At 49.1% G+C, this 16,331-nt stretch carries 13 protein-coding genes; 7 read left to right on the top strand and 6 right to left on the bottom strand.

Features of this window, described 5'->3' with window-relative positions:
• Positions 1 to 459 precede the first annotated feature (459 nt).
• From DRJ53_RS20215 to DRJ53_RS20200, 4 genes are all read right to left on the bottom strand, one after another.
• The gene (locus DRJ53_RS20215; protein ID WP_194074455.1) at positions 460 to 900 is read right to left on the bottom strand and encodes an organic hydroperoxide resistance protein; all 441 of its coding nucleotides are present in this window, start codon (positions 898 to 900) and stop codon (positions 460 to 462) included.
• A 205-nt stretch (positions 901 to 1,105) separates the two neighbouring features.
• On the bottom strand, positions 1,106 to 1,300 hold the full coding sequence (locus DRJ53_RS20210; protein WP_114237489.1) for a hypothetical protein: 195 nt from the start codon (positions 1,298 to 1,300) through the stop codon (positions 1,106 to 1,108).
• A gap of 22 nt (positions 1,301 to 1,322) precedes the next feature.
• Positions 1,323 to 2,048, bottom strand: a complete 726-nt coding sequence (locus tag DRJ53_RS20205) for a hypothetical protein (RefSeq protein ID WP_123893732.1) — start codon at positions 2,046 to 2,048, stop codon at positions 1,323 to 1,325.
• 19 nt (positions 2,049 to 2,067) lie between these two features.
• Positions 2,068 to 5,058: an Eco57I restriction-modification methylase domain-containing protein gene (locus DRJ53_RS20200; protein ID WP_114237487.1), complete on the bottom strand. Its 2,991-nt coding sequence runs from the start codon at positions 5,056 to 5,058 to the stop codon at positions 2,068 to 2,070.
• A 239-nt stretch (positions 5,059 to 5,297) separates the two neighbouring features.
• Here DRJ53_RS20200 and DRJ53_RS20195 point away from each other — a divergent pair, with 239 nt between their 5' ends.
• Both DRJ53_RS20195 and DRJ53_RS20190 read left to right on the top strand, forming a co-directional pair.
• Positions 5,298 to 5,741, top strand: coding sequence for a RidA family protein (locus DRJ53_RS20195; protein ID WP_114237486.1), 444 nt, complete (start codon positions 5,298 to 5,300; stop codon positions 5,739 to 5,741).
• A 163-nt stretch (positions 5,742 to 5,904) separates the two neighbouring features.
• Positions 5,905 to 6,567, top strand: a complete 663-nt coding sequence (locus tag DRJ53_RS20190; RefSeq protein WP_114237485.1) for a hypothetical protein — start codon at positions 5,905 to 5,907, stop codon at positions 6,565 to 6,567.
• A gap of 18 nt (positions 6,568 to 6,585) precedes the next feature.
• Here the strand turns inward: DRJ53_RS20190 and DRJ53_RS20185 are convergent, their stop codons facing one another.
• On the bottom strand, positions 6,586 to 7,410 hold the full coding sequence (locus DRJ53_RS20185; protein WP_114237484.1) for a CPBP family intramembrane glutamic endopeptidase: 825 nt from the start codon (positions 7,408 to 7,410) through the stop codon (positions 6,586 to 6,588).
• A gap of 214 nt (positions 7,411 to 7,624) precedes the next feature.
• On the opposite strand from DRJ53_RS20185, the gene DRJ53_RS20180 reads away from it, so the two are divergent.
• The gene (locus tag DRJ53_RS20180) at positions 7,625 to 8,731 is read left to right on the top strand and encodes a sensor histidine kinase (protein ID WP_114237483.1); all 1,107 of its coding nucleotides are present in this window, start codon (positions 7,625 to 7,627) and stop codon (positions 8,729 to 8,731) included.
• On the top strand, positions 8,728 to 9,429 hold the full coding sequence (locus DRJ53_RS20175; RefSeq protein ID WP_114237482.1) for a LytR/AlgR family response regulator transcription factor: 702 nt from the start codon (positions 8,728 to 8,730) through the stop codon (positions 9,427 to 9,429). The genes DRJ53_RS20180 and DRJ53_RS20175 overlap by 4 nt, the downstream gene beginning before the upstream one ends.
• Before the next feature lie 227 nt (positions 9,430 to 9,656).
• On the opposite strand, the gene DRJ53_RS20170 is transcribed toward DRJ53_RS20175, so the two are convergent.
• Complete coding sequence (locus DRJ53_RS20170; RefSeq protein ID WP_114237481.1) at positions 9,657 to 9,989, bottom strand: RNA recognition motif domain-containing protein; 333 nt, start codon at positions 9,987 to 9,989, stop codon at positions 9,657 to 9,659.
• A 319-nt stretch (positions 9,990 to 10,308) separates the two neighbouring features.
• Between DRJ53_RS20170 and DRJ53_RS20165 the strand changes: the two genes are divergently transcribed.
• From DRJ53_RS20165 to DRJ53_RS20155, 3 genes are all read left to right on the top strand, one after another.
• Entirely contained in the window at positions 10,309 to 11,352 is a 1,044-nt protein-coding gene (locus tag DRJ53_RS20165; protein WP_114237480.1) for a PDDEXK nuclease domain-containing protein, read from the top strand.
• A gap of 2 nt (positions 11,353 to 11,354) precedes the next feature.
• Positions 11,355 to 14,540 (top strand): ATP-dependent helicase, encoded by a 3,186-nt coding sequence (locus tag DRJ53_RS20160; protein ID WP_241558649.1) that lies wholly within the window; start codon positions 11,355 to 11,357, stop codon positions 14,538 to 14,540.
• 314 nt (positions 14,541 to 14,854) lie between these two features.
• Complete coding sequence (locus tag DRJ53_RS20155; protein ID WP_114237478.1) at positions 14,855 to 16,261, top strand: Ig-like domain-containing domain; 1,407 nt, start codon at positions 14,855 to 14,857, stop codon at positions 16,259 to 16,261.
• Positions 16,262 to 16,331: the final 70 nt, after the last annotated feature.

Here is a 16,331-nt window from a genome sequence, read left to right as displayed (position 1 = left end):
ACAAAATTCTGCTGCGCGTAGCTTCGGTAGTGACTAAGGGCCGGAAGTATGAAGAAAAACGACCCGCTGCAGCTTAAAAAATTTTTGGATAAATCATGACAATCATGCCGACGCATGTCGGCATCTCCATCGATTAGCCGGTTTTACTAATGCACAAGGAGATGCCGAATGGAGTTCGGCATGACAAACACTAACGACAAAAAGCAACCTAAATCGTCGCCGGAATTATGCACTTTTCTTGTTGTGTTTTTTGCTCATCGCTCAGCCTCTTGCGCCTGTCATGCTGAGCACAGCGAAGCATCCGAACCTGCACCAGTATAAGCTTTGAATCAATAGCGAGCTAGCCATTTACACAACCAGCCGTTTATTTACCACGCTCAGATGCTTCGCTGCGCTCAGCATGACAAAGCCGCTGATGCGCCCAAAAGCCTAATTCAGCAGTAGCTTTGCACCCTTGGCCTATGCAGTTACCGCCTCGTTATTGGTAACTGTAATTTTTACCTCCACATTATTGCGCAGCGCATTGGAATAAGGGCAAACCTGGTGTGCTTTATCTGCCAGTTGCTGTGCTTCTTCCATGTTTACGCCGGGTATGTTCACCAGCAGTTCAACGGCAAGGCCATAGCCACCGGTTTCATTGGGCCCTATGGACACTTTAGCGGTAATAGCGGTTTCGCCGGTTTTGATCCGTTGCTGCCGCGCCACCAGGTTCAGTGCGCTATCGAAGCAGGCCGAATAACCTGCGGCAAAAATCTGTTCGGGGTTGGTATAATCGTCGTTGGCGCCGCCCATGGCTTTGGGCGTTCTTACCTGCAGGTCCAGCACGCCATTGTCCGATTGTACATGTCCGTTTCTTCCGCCCGTGGCTGTGGCCACTGCTGTATATACCGGTTTGATCATCTTGTTTCTTTTTTTTTGGCTGTTCAACAACCATGAGCGGCTTTCTGTTCAAACACCTTACCAATATTCACATTCAATTATCCTACAATGAAGCCAGTCAAATCGTAATGCAATTGCAAATCCGCAACATCGGCGAGATACAAGGAGGGAGAACCGGTTAGGTTCTCCCTCCTTGTATTTTACCAATTGATGTCGAGAAAGATTGCTACCACGCATCTTGCGGAACCCATTCTTCGTAAAACGATTCATTGTCGTCATATCCACTGCTGTCATCTTCAATGTAATTATCTTTCTTATTGTCGTCATCATCATCGATGCCACGGCTGCTCCAGTAGGCGTCGTTGTTAGGATTCAATTGATTGGAGCGGTTATCTAACTCTTCTTTTGTTTTAGGGTCCATGATTAGTTTGGTTTTTGATGAGTTATTGTGCTATTATACTTTGACTTGATGTTTGAGTGGTCAATAAAGGTTCAATATCAACTTCTTTGATAGTGCCGTACACTTCAATGCCATATTTTTCATTTTGGGTATCCGAATGATCGGCGAAATAGCCAACGGAATAAAACCATTGCTGGCTGTTAAGATTGTCCTTGCTCTGCTCAATTAATTGATTAGCCTTATTAATGTGTTCGCCGGGCACTTCCTTAATCACCAGGAAAACAAGAGTAGACAAAAAACACCTTTTGTACCTTCCTTCGTTTAGGAAAAATCTTTTATCACAATCGAGGTATTCATTTAGCTGGGTACGGATTTTCTTTTCATCCCAATTCATCCAGCCTGCCAAATCAAAATGGTCTTCAGATACCTTTCCTGGATATCTATTAAGCTTTGCTTCGAAAAGGGTAACTGTATCTTGTTCATTCAAAAAACCGTCGCACCTGCCATGTGCTTTGGTTTCTTCATGGGTAGTGCAATACTCCTGAATCACGGTAGATTCGTAATGAGCGTCGTGCCTGATGATGCCATTGAAAAAGATGGACAAATAAGTGCGTTCCCGAAACCAATCATGAAAATCATCACTATGGTTTTTGTTAACTACCTGCTCTAATTCCTGAAAGAAATTGCGCAGGCGCTTTTCTGTTATGTTGGCCAGATAAGGCTCCATGGCAGGAGCCGTGAGAACGTGTGGACTTGTAAATGTTAGCATATGCAGTTTTTGTTTTCGGTTAAGCACTTTCCACAATCTTCATTTCTTCTTCTGTGAGGCCGTAGAGGCGGTACACCATGGCATCTATTTCGGCATCGGTTTGGGCAATGGCGGCCTGCAATGCAGCGGCTTTGCCCTTTTCGCCTTCAAAGTAAGGCAGCCACCCGGCCTGCTCGGCAACGGAGAGTTTCAGCTTTTGTTTTTCCAGCTCTTTTAAAAAGTCATGGAAGGAAAGCTGCGGCCAGTCGGCCAGTTTTTTGGAAGCGGTAATGCCTTCGTGCTTGGCTTGCAGGAATTGTAACAAGGATTGTTTGACTTCCTGTAATTCCTTGTTCTTGGAAAGCATGATGTCGGCCTTGTCGATGAAGGGTTGCTGGTCAGCAGGTACTTTGATTGGTACTTTTGATAAGTATTCTTTAGAAATATTTACAGTCAAAGTAGATTCATTAGTGAATTGATTATTATAAAACCAATTAATAAGCTTAGAATTTAATAGTGATAAAATGAACTTGATATTGAACTTCGAGTTGTCGTTCAAAATAATATTGTTGATCGACTCTTTATTATACAATTGCTTATTATCATAGGCAACTTTTAGAGGCCGACTTCCACCCGTTATTCTTTGCACCATTAGTTTTTCAGTTACTTCAAAAACTTGTTTGGTTCTTGCTCTATGTAAAAGCTCCGGTTTGTAGTTTAAGTATTGGTCAACCTGCCTAACTAAGTATGAGGTAATATCTTTTCCTTCAATAAATGGTTTATAACCTTCTTTTAAAACATTCGATACAACTTGCTCTTTATTTTTTGTAATTACAACTCCAAAAATCATTTCCTTACACTCATTTCCAAGTAAATCTGAGTTAAGAGCTATTTTTTTCAGTATTGTGTTTTTATCAGCAGAAATGTTAGTTGTTATTACAAAATTGTTTCTGATTAGGTCAGACAATTCTACTGATGTGTAATTCCCTGAAAAGTCTTTAATTACCTTTAAAGTGTGATCAATTAGTGGTAGTCGTTTTTTTGCAATTAAAATAATTGCAGTAGTAACAGCTCCATTAAAAACATCGTTTCCTAAATCAGCTAATTCTGTAAGAGAGAATCTACTTAAGAAGAACTTTCTTGATTCATGGTATGATGTTACACGTAAGAAAGTGTTTGGTATTATAAATGAAAATGCTCCATCGTTTTTAAGTATGAGATGCGACTTTTCTATAAAGAGTGTAAAAAGGTTGACCTTCCCTCCCCCTGTTTCATATCTCGACTTGAAAAATGTTTTCTCAATTATAGATATACTGTCATTTCCACCGAAAACATACGGCGGATTCCCAATCACCACATCAAAGCCGCCTTTTTGAAACACTTCCCCAAACTCATCCCGCCACACAAAAGCTTTGTCGCCGGCTACGGCCCTATCATCAATGAGGCTGTTGCCCGCTTTTATATTGCTGCTTAGGTTGCTCAATTTACGGCCGCGCTGTGCGGTGCGCAGCCACAGCGAAAGGCGTGCAATTTCAACGGCTTCCTCGTTGATGTCCACGCCAAACAGGTTGTTTTCCAAAATGTCGTTGGGCGTCCAGGTAAAACCAATGGAAGCGCCCATCAGCTTGTTGGTCAGTTCGTCTATGTAGTTGTGTTCGGCAATCAGGAATTCCAGTGCCGCATTGAGGAAAGCGCCGGACCCGCAGGCGGGGTCGCAAATGGTGAGCTGCAGCAGCCATGCCCGGTAGTCGTCCAGCTTTTGCACCAGGGCTTTGCGCCCTGCTTCGGAGGCTTTGGTCTTTTTTACGGCCGGTGCATAGTCTTCCTCCACAATCTGCAGGGCCGCTTTTTGTTCGCGGCACAGGGTGCCCACCGTGTTGTCAACAATGTACTTGGTAATATAGCGGGGTGTGTAAAACACGCCTTCCTTTTTGCGGCGGGTTTTGCCCTTGTCTACTGCGGCGTTTTCCAACTGTGCCTGCAGCGATTCTATTTCGTTGAGTGAGTGTTCGAAAATGTGGCCCAGTATGTTCACGTCCACCTCGGTGTTGTAATCGTACTGGCTCAGGCGCAGTACGCCCTGTTGCAGCACATCGTCGGCAATGGCCAGGTTGTCCAGTATTTCGTCGGGTTCAAACAGCCCGCCGTTGTAGGCAAAAATGTCTTCGGCGGCATTGCCCGTAAGCAGGTCGGCAAAATAGATTTTAAACCGTTCATACAGGCTTTGCTGCAGCCGCAGCTTTTGCACCTGCCGGTGCTCTTCCACAATTTTTACAATAAAGTTGGGCGGCAGCAGCAGGCGGTCTTCGGCAAACAGGATGAACAGGAACCGGTCGAGCAGTTTCTGTGTTTTTTTAAACAGGGCTACGGGGTTGTACTGCGGGTTCAGCGCCGCAATGCTTTGGTACAGCGCTGCTTTAAACTGGCTGTAATCGGCATACAGTTTTTTGGTGATGGCATCTTCCTGCGTTACCGATTGCTGCTTGATGTGCAGGGGCGTATCGGCCAGCAGGTGGTGGGCATGCAGGCACAGGTAAAGTATGTCGAACTCGGCCCTGCCCAGCCGGAACAGGTTGAACTCGATGTGGTCGGTGGCATCCTGGATGTAGAGGCGCAGCTTTTCGAAATTGGAGGTAACAACATAGGTGCAGCCTTTTTGGTTGTGCAGGTAGCCAAATGCCTGTGCCTCTATTTTCGAAAGGTCGGTGGTGTCGGTGCCTTTCAGCTCGATCACCGCCCGTACGGCACCGCCTTTTAAAATGGCACCGTCGGCTTTTTTGCTGTCCTTTTCGTTTTTGTGTTCGGTGGTCAGGTTAAAGCCGGGCTGCGGGTTGAGCGTGTAGCCCAATACCTGCACAAACAGGTCGCGCAGAAAGCCTTCTTGGTATTGTTCTTCTTTGGCCTGGCGGATGTTGGCCTGTGTGGCGGGTTGGTGAAAATGAGCCTGGAACAGGTTCCATGCGGCGGACACTTGTTCTTTATCGAGTTCGCCAATGTATTTTTTAAGTACAGATTGCTGAAAAATTGCCATAGCAGTTAGGTGGGTACAAATTAAGGAAACTATTGCATGCGGCTGGCGCTACTTTTCCCGGTACAAATCCGCCTCGCTTTTTTTCTTTGCTCCCATGCTTCTGCCGTTTAGCCGTTTTAAATTTTTACAGTCAGGCAGGTTGATAGTTTTGCAGCAACGGCCGAAAGAGGTTCGGCATGATGACCTCTAATGGTATCGTCGTGACTGATTGAATTGAGTTTTACAAATCAAAACCGCTCATGAAAAAAGTTTATGCAAGCTTGGTGGCACTGGCACTGCTTACCACGGCCGGGGCACAACAAGCCCCCATTGCCAAAACTAAAATGCACTGGGGCACCGGCAGCAACCAGGACACTACTTACGGTTATGCACAATCGCTTTTGGTGGATAACGTGCTCTACATTTCCGGTGTGCCGGGCCACGGCCCCGATATGGCTACGCAACTGCAACATGCTTATCACGGCATTGAGGCCATGCTCAAGGCCCACGGCGCCACATTTGCTCATGTGGTAAAAGAAACTTTATTCACCACCGACATTGCCGCAGTGGAACGGCAAAACGCGGTACGCAAGGCATTTTATAAAGGCGATTTCCCGGCAGCCTCCTGGGTGCAAATCACCCGCCTGCTGATGCCGCAGGCCATGGTAGAAATTGAAGTGATTGCGCACCTGCCAAAGAAGTAATGGGGCCAAGGGTTGCGTTAGGATTGGCCACTGCCTATAATATTGTAGCGGCGCCGAACGTTATGATAGAGCGCCGCAGGGCTTAGCCCTTTCCCGGCACGATTTATTTAGGAACACCCTAACAGCATTGCTGATTAACTTGCTATTAAACACCTCAGAAACCATGAAAAAAGGAATCCTCGCCGTTTTGTTGATGGGCTCCCTGGCCGTTCAGGGCCAGTCGCTCCGTGATGCGTTGTACAGCGGCAGACTAAAGGCCCAACCCGGCACCGTTATCCGCAAGGGCGATGACCTGAAATCGTTGATGGTGGACAGCGTGCAGCAAAAAGCATCGCGTGATTCGGCTGCAATGGTTGCTTCCACAGTAATGGATAGTGCAGCCCGTAGCGGAGTGGTTGCAACTGATTCAACCCGGAGCACCGCTGCAGCAAATGCCAACGATGTGGTGGTAGTTGATTCTGGGGCAACAGCCACTGCCGAACCGGAAGCGACCGCTACTCCGGCAGCACCGGCCCCCAAGCCTAAAGACAATAATGCACTGGTAAGAGATTATATGACTACGGTGGCGGCCACACTTACTGCCGAAGCATTGCCCAACAAAAAAGTGAAAAAAGGCACTTATTATGTAACCGTTTCATACGCCATTGAAACCGACGGACAGCTTACCGTAAGTGATGTGTTTGTGATGCCCGAAAACAGCTACCTGCAGCAGCAAACAAAAGACCGCATTACACTGGAAGCACCCAAACTGCAGCCTGTGCTCAACAGCAGCGGTACACCGCGTAAAGTAACCCGCAAGCACAACCTGACGCTTACTAAAGAGTAAACCTTCAAGCGATATTTTTTAGAAACCTGCCACGGGCAGGTTTTCTTTTTTACCCCAACGCCAGGTGGCCCAGGTTACCAGCAGAAAAAATCCATTGAACAAGAGTATCACCACAATGAACGGAAGCCAGGTAGTGAACAGTTTTTGGTTGGTGAGGTAAAACAGGGTTCCTGTTGTATCCGCATTTCCGGCCAGGTGGCTTACCGCCCAATTGTTGCCCCAATGCAGGCCTATGGCAAACAGCAGCGAACCCGTACGCAACAGCCCGCTGGCAAACCACAAGTGCCCCACTGGTATGCTGATGAGGAGGAACAGGGCCTGCGCCGGTTGCCGCAGCACATCGCGGTCAAGCACATGCACCAGCATAAATAAAATTGCAAACAACACATTGGCCCGCACCACGCCCCAGCGGGCAATGCTTTTGGTAAACAGGTATCCGCGAAATATCAGTTCCTGCACCGCTACTGTAGGCAAAATATAATACAGGCTTTTCAGGAGCGCCCAGCCATCAACAGCGGTGGATAGATGCCATACTTCGCCGGTATAGGCCGTACGCAGCGCGGTGCAACCCATCACTGCTACGGCACCAATAGCAAGGCCCAATAGGAGCAAGCCCAGGTGTTTGAAATTGGGTTGCAAGCCCAGTGGCAGCAGGGTTTGGTTATCGGTTCGGTACATCAGCCACGTGGCCTGTACCAGCAGCACTTCGCCAAGCAAGGGGAAGTAGGGCTTTATGGGCACAATGTTATAAACCGCCTGGCTCAACACAACGGCTGCAATACCCAGCAACAGGGCGGCAATAATGCGGGTGGCAAACGGGGCCCGTTGTATCATCTGTTTCATGTTGTATGTTTAGGAACACACAAAAAGAAAAAGAACTTAAGGAGGGCAGAAAAATGATCGACGAACAGCGGCCGCCTGCCAACAAAAGCAGCGTTTCGGGCAACGGGCCTTTGGCACAGGGCGCTTGTTGCTGGCGGAGCTCATTTCGTTGGCCCGTAGCATATGTTGGTCGATTTTATAGCGCGACAAATTTTCCGCACTGCAGCTTTATATCATGAAACGGAAAAAAGATCTACTGGCCTATACCTATACCGATAACCGGTACCGTCTGCTGCTGCACGTGTTGTTTTGGTTGCTTGTTTTTGCCAGCGGTTATTATTTCGGTACCATTTCTTTCAACACCATGCGGGGCACGCCGGCCACTTATTTGTTGTCGGTAAAAACAACGCTTGTTTCGGCACTGGCTTTTTATACATTGATGTATGGCCTGCTGCCCCTGTTCAACAAAAAGCGGTCATGGGTACCTGTTATATTGCTGGGTATTTTATGGCTGATGCTGATCGCCTGCCTCGATTCGTTGGGTGACCTGTCGGTGTTTCATAAATGTGCTGCCTGCGCAGAGCGGCTGGCGGCTGCAAGCCCCGATTACCACAGGTTTTTACAAACCCACTTCTCCAATATCGTAGTGGTGCGCATTCTATCTGGTGGTTTTTTATACATGCTCATTTTGCAATTGGGTTTGCCCGTGGCCATCAAGTTTGCCCGCAACAATTTCCGTAAAACGGTGCAGTCGCTGGAGCTGGCAAAAAATAACCTGCAATTGGAATTTAATTTTTTAAAAGTGCAGGTAAACCCGCATTTTTTATTCAATACCCTCAACAATATTTATGCGCTGGTAGAAGCCGATCATAAAGAAAAAGCAACGGCTACCATTGCGCGGTTATCAGGCTTTTTGCGGTACACTTTATACGAAACCGGTGCTGAAAAAATAAGGCTGCAGCAAGAGGTGCAGCTCCTGCAGGATTATATAGAACTGGAGCAACTGCGGCTAAACAACACGCAGGTTTTGTTCCGGTTTACAACAGACAATGACGATTACGAAATACCGCCGCTGCTGTTTATGCCAGCATTGGAAAATGCATTTAAATACACGCCTGATGCGGCCGGAAATACCATTGATGTGCGCATTTTGGCCCATGGAGGAAAGCTGGAGGTAACCATTGAAAACCCGGTACAGACGTACCATCATAAAGGCGGCGGTGGCATTGGCTTGCACAACCTGCACAAACGTGTGGCGCATTATTTTGGTGCACAGGCAGCCTGCACTGCAGGCGCTGTAAATGATGTTTATTTGTTTCGCTTAAGTTGCCCGCTACAATGAAAAATGTTTCCTGCATTATTGTTGACGATGAGCCATTGGCCCGCGACCTCCTGCACCGCTACATCGGCCGCACTGCGGGCTGGCAGGTAGTGGCTGCATGCCGCTCCGTGGCCGAAGCGTATGAAGCCTTGTACCAACATCATGTAGATGTAGTGTTCCTAGACATTAACATGCCCGACAGGACTGGCATTGAATTTTTGTCGGCACTGCGCCAACCGCCGCTGGTGGTATTTACCACTGCCTATGCCGAGTATGCAGCCAAAGCTTTTGATTTAAATGCGGTTGATTACCTCGTGAAACCTATTACGGAAGCACGTTTCAGCGAAGCGCTTGCAAAAGTGGAGCGGCTGCTGCAAGCACAAACACCCAACGCTGCATTGCCCTACAAGGATCATCTTTTTTTAAAACAGGACAACCGCATGGTGAAGCTGTTGTTTGAAGAGATTGTGTACGTGGAAGCGTTGAAGGATTTTTGCAAACTGCATTTGAAAGACCGCAGCATGCTGGCGAGCATTCATTTAAAAGGCATGGAAGACGCACTGCCTCCGGTGCTGTTTCTGCGCATACACCGGTCCTATATTGTGGCGCTCAACAAGATCACTGCGCTGCAGGGAAACATGGTGGAGTTGGGTAAAACAGCCCTGCCCGTGGGCAATACATACAAAGAGGAATTGCTGCGCCGGTTGCAGTTGCAATAAAGCATTGGTCAAATAACAGAGAGCTGGAGCTTATTTCTTTAAACGACTGTCATGCCGAACTTCTTTCGGCATCTCCTTTTACTTTGGTAAAACCTGCTAATAGAAGGAGATGCCGACATGCGTCGGCATGACAAGACCCCGCATTAATGCAAGCAATATCATTAATGTACGGGCATAAAAAAGCCCCGGAGAACCGGGGCCTTTCGCAATGCTATTATCAAAGGGGATTAATACCTTTTGTTGTAGCCACCGCCGCCGTAACCGCCGCCGCTGTTGCCGCCGCGGAAACCGCCGCCACCACCGCCACGAGGACGATCTTCTTTCGGCTTAGCTTCCATTACTTTAATGGTGCGGCCGTCAACTGTAGCGTCATTGAGCTCAGAAACTGCTTTTTGAGCAGCAGCATTGTCGCTCATTTCTACAAAGCCAAAACCACGTGACCTGCCGGTTTCACGGTCGGTGATAACTTTTGCAGAAGTTACTTCGCCATAAGGAGTGAAAAATTCTCTAAGGTCTTCATCCTGTACGTTGAAGCTCAAATTGGAAACATAAATGTTCATGTTCGGTCTGATTGAAAAAAAATTGAAAAATACTTGAGAAAGGCAAGAAGTAAGAGAATTAACTAAGATGCAAGGCTAACTGGCAGACTAATTAACGATTACTGATGCGAGGCTCAAATTGACTATGCAAATATAGACCTTTAGTTTATACACCACCGTAAAAACATCTTAAAGATAACACAAAGGATATTTTGCCTTCCCCGCCCCTGGTTTGTAGCCGGTTCGGGCTGTTATCCACATTGCTAAAATTCGTAGCAAATGGTGGCTACCTTTGCCCACATGCTCAGCATTTTGCCGCCACGCCACTAAACTTGCCACCATGCAACTCCGCAACAATCTTATTACCGAGATCCAACAACTCATTGCCGCTTCCCGCGATGCAGCCATCCGCTCCGTGGACCACCAGCGGGTGTTGCTATATTGGAAAATAGGACAAAAGATTTTTGAAGAAGAACAGGGCGCAAAAGACCGTGCTGATTATGGTGCGTACCTTATAAAAGGCTTGGCTGCTGAATTGGAGCCTGCTTACGGATCGGGCTTTTCACGCCGCCAGTTGGAGCGTTATCGCCAGTTTTACCGCACCTTTCCAATTGCGTCCACACTGCGGACGCAATTCAGTTGGACCCACTACAAACTGCTGATCAGCATTAGCAGTGAAGAAAAACGGGCATTTTATATGGCCGAAGCCGAAAAAAATAATTGGACGGCCCGCCAATTGGAGCGGCAGATCAACAGTCAGTTGTTTGAACGCCTGCTGCTGAGCAAAGATGTGCAATCAGTGCTGGCCGTGGCCCGCGCTGAACAACAGCCTGCCGATGCCCGCGACATTATCAAAGACCCGATGGTACTGGAGTTTTTGGGCCTGAAAGGGGAAGCTGCTTATTACGAACGTGACCTGGAAGGTGCACTCATCACCCACCTGCAGGAGTTTATGCTGGAGCTGGGCAACGGGTTCTGTTTTGTGGCGCGGCAAAAACGCATTCATATCGACGGCGACGAATTTTTTGTGGACCTTGTCTTCTATAACCGACTGCTGCAATGCTTTGTGCTGGTGGAACTCAAAACCGAAAAGCTGACGCATGGCCACCTGGGCCAGCTGCAGATGTATGTAAATTATTACGACCGTTTTGAAAAACAACCATCCGAAAACAAAACCATCGGCATTTTGCTGTGCACCGATAAAAACGATGCAATGGTGCGCATTTCGCTGCCGGAGAGCAACCAAACCATTGTTGCCAGCAAATACCAGTTGTACCTGCCCAGCGAAGGCCAATTGGTAGCCGAGCTCAAAAAAGAACTGGAAAACCGGGCCGGAACAGTAAACGAACCGGAACAAACTAATACACAACACCAAACCCCATAAACGTGACGCCCCGCGAAAAACTCCTGCAAAAATTCGAGACCGAATACAAGCGCCTCAACGAGCAGCAACGCCGCGCCGTGGACCAGATCGAAGGCCCCGTAATGGTGATTGCCGGGCCGGGTACGGGCAAAACTCAGATCCTGTCGGCACGCATTGGTAAAATATTGCTGGGTGAAAATGGCGCCGAGCCGCAAAACATTTTGTGCCTTACCTACACCGATGCCGGCGTGGTGGCCATGCGCAAACGACTGTCGCAGTTTATTGGCCCCGATGCCTACAAGGTGCACATTTATACCTTCCATGCCTTTTGCAACGATGTGATCCAGGAAAACCTGTCCTTGTTTGAAAAAACAGCACTCGATCCTATTTCCGACCTGGAGCGCATCGAGCTGATGAAAGAATTGATCGATTCTTTTCCAAAAGACCACCCACTGAAGCGCTACCGCGGCGATGTATATTTTGAAATCAACAGCTTGCAGTCGCTTTTTTCGATGATGAAACGCGAAGGCTGGAAGGCAGATTATATCTGCCAGAAAGTGGATGAATATTTGAATGACCTGCCTACCCGCGACGAATACATTTGCAAGCGGGCCACTAAAGAATACAAGAAAGGCGATGTGCGCTGGGATAAGATTGAAGAGCAGCGGGAAAAGATGGAAAAACTGCGGGCCGCCTGCACCGAGTTTGCCCGCTTTCAGCAAATGATGCGCAGCCGCAACCGCTACGATTTTGACGACATGATCAACTGGGTGATCGAGGCGTTTGAAACCAACGAAGCGCTGCTGCGCCAGTACCAGGAGCAGTTTCAATACATTCTGGTAGATGAATACCAGGATACCTCAGGCTCGCAAAACAAGATCGTGGAGCTGCTCATCAACTTTTGGGACAAGCCCAACGTGTTTGTAGTGGGCGACGACGACCAGAGTATCTATCGCTTCCAGGGTGCCAACGTGGAAAACATGCTGCATTTTGCAAAAAGCTATGCCGATGATTTGCTCACCGTGGTGCTCACCAACAACTACCGCTCCACGCAACCGATACTGGACATTTCCAAAAGCCTCATCGACCGCAATGATGAACGATTGGTGGCTCAAATTGAAGGCCTGAGCAAAGACCTGCGCTGCAGCCACGATGGCCTGCTTCATTTGCTCGATTCGCCCACCATCCGCGAGTACGAAACCGGCCGCGATGAAATGATCCACATTACACTGGAAATAGAAAAGCTGATTGCGCAGGGCGTGCCCGGCAACGCCATTGGCATTATTTACCGCGAAAATAAATACGGTGAAGAACTGGCCGATTACCTGCGCCTGAAAGGCCTGCCTTTTTATACCAAGCGCAACCTCAATATACTGGAGCAGCCGCTGATTGGCCAGTTGCTGCAAGTGCTCAACTACCTGCGTGCCGAGCACGACCAAGCCTACAGCGGCGACGAAATGCTGTTTGAAATATTGCATTTTGAATGGTGGGGCATACAGCCTATTGAAATTGCGAAGGCCAGCATGCAGGTATCGGAGCAGCGCTATAAAGGCGGCGCCACTTCCTTACGGCAATACTTAGCCGAAAAGTTGGTGGAGCAACCCACTGATCTTTTTTGGCAGCCACCTTCCAAAGAGTTGAAAGAAGCCATCGGCATACTGGAAGGCCTGATCGGTGCGGTGAGCAACTGTACTTTGCAGGGCCTCGTGGAAAAAGTGATTCGCGAAGGACAGTTTTTAACCCATACACTTCACCACCCCGAAAAAGGCTGGCTGCTGCAATTGCTTACCGGCTTTTTTGACCACGTAAAAGAAGAAACCCGCCGCCACCCGCTGCTGGATCTGGAGGGTTTTATGAGCCGCATGGACCTGATGCGCCGCGAGGGCCTGGTGCTGCCGCTGGTGCAGGTGGCCGGCAACGATAAAGGCGTGAACCTGATGACGGCACACGGCTCCAAGGGGCTGGAGTTTGAGTACGTATTTTTTGTAGGCTGCACCTCGGGTTGCTGGGAAAAAAAGCGCAAGCCGTTCAGCGGTTTTTCTTTTCCCGATACCCTATTTGCCTCCACCGGGGAAGGCCGGGGCAAGGGCGCCGACATGGAAGAACTGCGCCGCCTGTTTTATGTGGCCCTTACCCGCGCCAAGCGCCACCTTTATATTTCGTACCCGCAGTACGCCGCCGATGGCAAACAACTGGAGCCGTCGATGTTTATTGCCGAAGTGCTGGAGCAACATATTCTGCCTACCGAAAGACCGCGGCTACAGCCCGAAGTGGCCGTCGATTTCCAGGTGCTGCAACTGGCACCGCCGCAGGCCCCCGAAGTGGCCCACCTGGAGGATGAATGGGAGACCCGCGCCGTGCAGCATTTTCAAATGAACGTAAGTGCACTGAACAACTACCTGAAATGCCCGCTTGGTTTTTATTATCAAAATGTGGTGCGCATTCCATCGCCGCGCAACGAGGCCATGGAGTTTGGATCGGCGGTGCACCATGCGCTGGAGCAACTGTTTCGCAAGGCACAGGACCGCGGCAGCTTTCCTACAGCCGATGAATTTGTACAGGATTTTGTTTGGTACATGAAGCGCCACCGCGAAAGTTTTACGCGGGAAGAATTTGCCCGCCGCCTGGAATATGGACAGGTTATTTTAAAACAATACTATGCGGCTTATGAAGGTAAATGGAACACCATTGTGGCGGTGGAACGCAATGTGCGGGGCGTGGTGGTGGATGAAATACCGCTGAAAGGAAAGTTGGATAAAATTGAGTTCAACGGCAAGCTGGCCACCATTGTGGATTACAAATCGGGCGACCCCGAAAAGGCCCGCGAAAAACTGCAGCCACCCAACGACCGCAACCCCAATGGCGGCGACTACTGGCGGCAGGCTGTGTTTTACAAACTGCTCATCGACAACCTGCACAACAAAGATTGGCAGGTGGCCGGCGTGGTGTTCGATTTTATTGAGCCGGATAAAAAGAAGGAATACCGCCAGGAAAAAGTGGTGATCACTGATGCGGATATTACCACCGTGAAAGAGCAGGTCAAAACCGTGTGGGAAAAGGTGCAGCGCCACGATTTTTACACCGGCTGCGGCAAGGAAGAATGCCATTGGTGCACTTTTGTAAAAACCAACAAGCTGGCCATTGCCCTGCACGAAATAGTGGAAGAAGAGCCCGAAAGCCACCGCGGTGGCATACTGCGGGTGGTGTAAGTTAATTGAACCACGAAGGCAGGAAGGAACAAAGAAGCACTAAGGAGTTGATAAAATAAATCAGTTGTGCTTTGAAGCAGTGCTTGAGAAAGCAGTGAAGTTGCCTTTGTCATCCCGACGAAGGAGGGATCTGAACGTTCAAGGCTTGGGTTTCATCTTAACGGGGTAAAAGAGCAGCAACAAAAGTGTAACACTGCAGCAACAGAAATCTAAGCGGTCGCTAAATTTTCTTTGTGGTCCTTTCTCCCTTCGTGCCTTCGTGGTTCAATTAACATCAGTATAAACGGCAAAGGAGCTAAGTTTGCTGCCACTTTATGAAGCAGTTAATTTTTTTGCTCACTATAGTTAGTGCCCTGGCTGTATTGCAGGTTACAACAGGCTGCGCCAATATTATTCCGCCGCAGGGCGGCCCACGCGACTCGCTGCCGCCGGTGCTGGTGGAGGCCACCCCGGCCGACAGCACCGTTAATTTCCGCGGCAACCGCATTACCCTCAACTTCAACGAATTTGTAAAGCTGGAAGAGGTGCAGGGCAACCTGCTGTTCATGCCCATTTTTGAAAACACACCCATTGTAGAGTCGCGCCTCCGCACCATCAGCATTCGCCTCCGCGATTCGCTGGAAGCCAACACCACCTATATTTTCAATTTTGGCAATGCCCTGCGCGACGAAAACGAAGGCAATATCCTGCGCAATTTTACCTACCGTTTTACAACCGGCCCCGTGTTGGATTCGCTGCAGCTTTCGGGCAACGTGGTGATGGCGGAAAGCGGCAAAATAGATACTACCATGATTGTGGTGCTGCACCGCAGCATGGACGACTCGGCCGTGTACCAACAGCGGCCACGCTATGTGAGCCGTGTGGATAATGCGGGCAACTTCCGTTTTACCAACCTGCCCCGAGACTCGTTTGCCATTTACGCCATTGGCGATGCCGGTATTTTGCGCCGCTACACCAACCCCGCGCAGGCATTTGCATTTGCCGATGGCCCGGTAGTTTCCGGCGCCGATTCCATCCGGCTTTTTGCCTACAACGAAGTGGCCGAAAATGCACCGCGATCCACCACCACTACACCGCCAGCCGGCAACACTGCTGCTGACCGCCGCTTAAGGCTATCCAACTCTTTGGTAAACGGGCAGCAAGACCTGCTGACGCCGCTGAGCATCACTTTTGAACGGGCCCTGCGCCAGTGGGATTCCAGCAAAATTGTGCTGGTGGCCGACAGTGCTTATAACACAGTGCCTAATTACCGTTGGATACTCGATTCATCGCGAAAAATGCTGCAGCTGCAACACTCCTGGACGCCGGGCCGCGATTACCACCTCATTGCGCAGCAGGATTTTGCCGAAGACAGCCTGGGCCGCAAACTGCTGAAGGCGGATACCATCTCGTTCCGCACCAAGCGCACCGAAGATTATGGTTCCATCAACCTGGCGCTGAACGGCGCCGATACCACCCTGAACCCGGTGCTGCAGTTTGTACAGAACGATAAAGTGGTGTTTTCGGTGCCCATTAAAAGCGGCCGTTTTGTGCAGCAATTGTTCCTACCCGGCGAGTACGATCTGCGCCTGCTATACGATCGCAACGGCAATGGCAAATGGGACCCCGGCCAGTTTTTTGGCGTACGCCGCCAGCCCGAACTGGTGCAGCCGCTAGGCCGAAAAATAAACGTAAAAGGCGATTGGGAAAATGAGTTTACGGTAGATGCGGTGACGCGGTAAGTTATCTAAAACGCTTTCGGAACTGACAGGATAAACGTTCAATGATTCTCTTTGTGCATGCATCTGCGCT

Origin of the sequence: Paracnuella aquatica (assembly GCF_003332885.2) — a bacterium.
Taxonomy (GTDB): Bacteria; Bacteroidota; Bacteroidia; order Chitinophagales; family Chitinophagaceae; genus Flavisolibacter; species Flavisolibacter aquaticus.
The sequence above is the reverse complement of the archived record's forward strand: the minus strand, read 5'-3'. Positions and strand labels throughout refer to the sequence as shown.

What these genes read in the sequence shown, in the direction of transcription:
- DRJ53_RS20215 (WP_194074455.1), bottom strand. Translation starts at nt 900, where the DNA reads ATGATCAAACCGGTATATACAGCAGTGGCCACAGCCACGGGCGGAAGA.
- DRJ53_RS20210 (WP_114237489.1), bottom strand. Translation starts at nt 1,300, where the DNA reads ATGGACCCTAAAACAAAAGAAGAGTTAGATAACCGCTCCAATCAATTG.
- DRJ53_RS20205 (WP_123893732.1), bottom strand. Translation starts at nt 2,048, where the DNA reads ATGCTAACATTTACAAGTCCACACGTTCTCACGGCTCCTGCCATGGAG.
- DRJ53_RS20200 (WP_114237487.1), bottom strand. Translation starts at nt 5,058, where the DNA reads ATGGCAATTTTTCAGCAATCTGTACTTAAAAAATACATTGGCGAACTC.
- DRJ53_RS20195 (WP_114237486.1), top strand. Translation starts at nt 5,298, where the DNA reads ATGAAAAAAGTTTATGCAAGCTTGGTGGCACTGGCACTGCTTACCACG.
- DRJ53_RS20190 (WP_114237485.1), top strand. Translation starts at nt 5,905, where the DNA reads ATGAAAAAAGGAATCCTCGCCGTTTTGTTGATGGGCTCCCTGGCCGTT.
- DRJ53_RS20185 (WP_114237484.1), bottom strand. Translation starts at nt 7,410, where the DNA reads ATGAAACAGATGATACAACGGGCCCCGTTTGCCACCCGCATTATTGCC.
- DRJ53_RS20180 (WP_114237483.1), top strand. Translation starts at nt 7,625, where the DNA reads ATGAAACGGAAAAAAGATCTACTGGCCTATACCTATACCGATAACCGG.
- DRJ53_RS20175 (WP_114237482.1), top strand. Translation starts at nt 8,728, where the DNA reads ATGAAAAATGTTTCCTGCATTATTGTTGACGATGAGCCATTGGCCCGC.
- DRJ53_RS20170 (WP_114237481.1), bottom strand. Translation starts at nt 9,989, where the DNA reads ATGAACATTTATGTTTCCAATTTGAGCTTCAACGTACAGGATGAAGAC.
- DRJ53_RS20165 (WP_114237480.1), top strand. Translation starts at nt 10,309, where the DNA reads ATGCAACTCCGCAACAATCTTATTACCGAGATCCAACAACTCATTGCC.
- DRJ53_RS20155 (WP_114237478.1), top strand. Translation starts at nt 14,855, where the DNA reads ATGAAGCAGTTAATTTTTTTGCTCACTATAGTTAGTGCCCTGGCTGTA.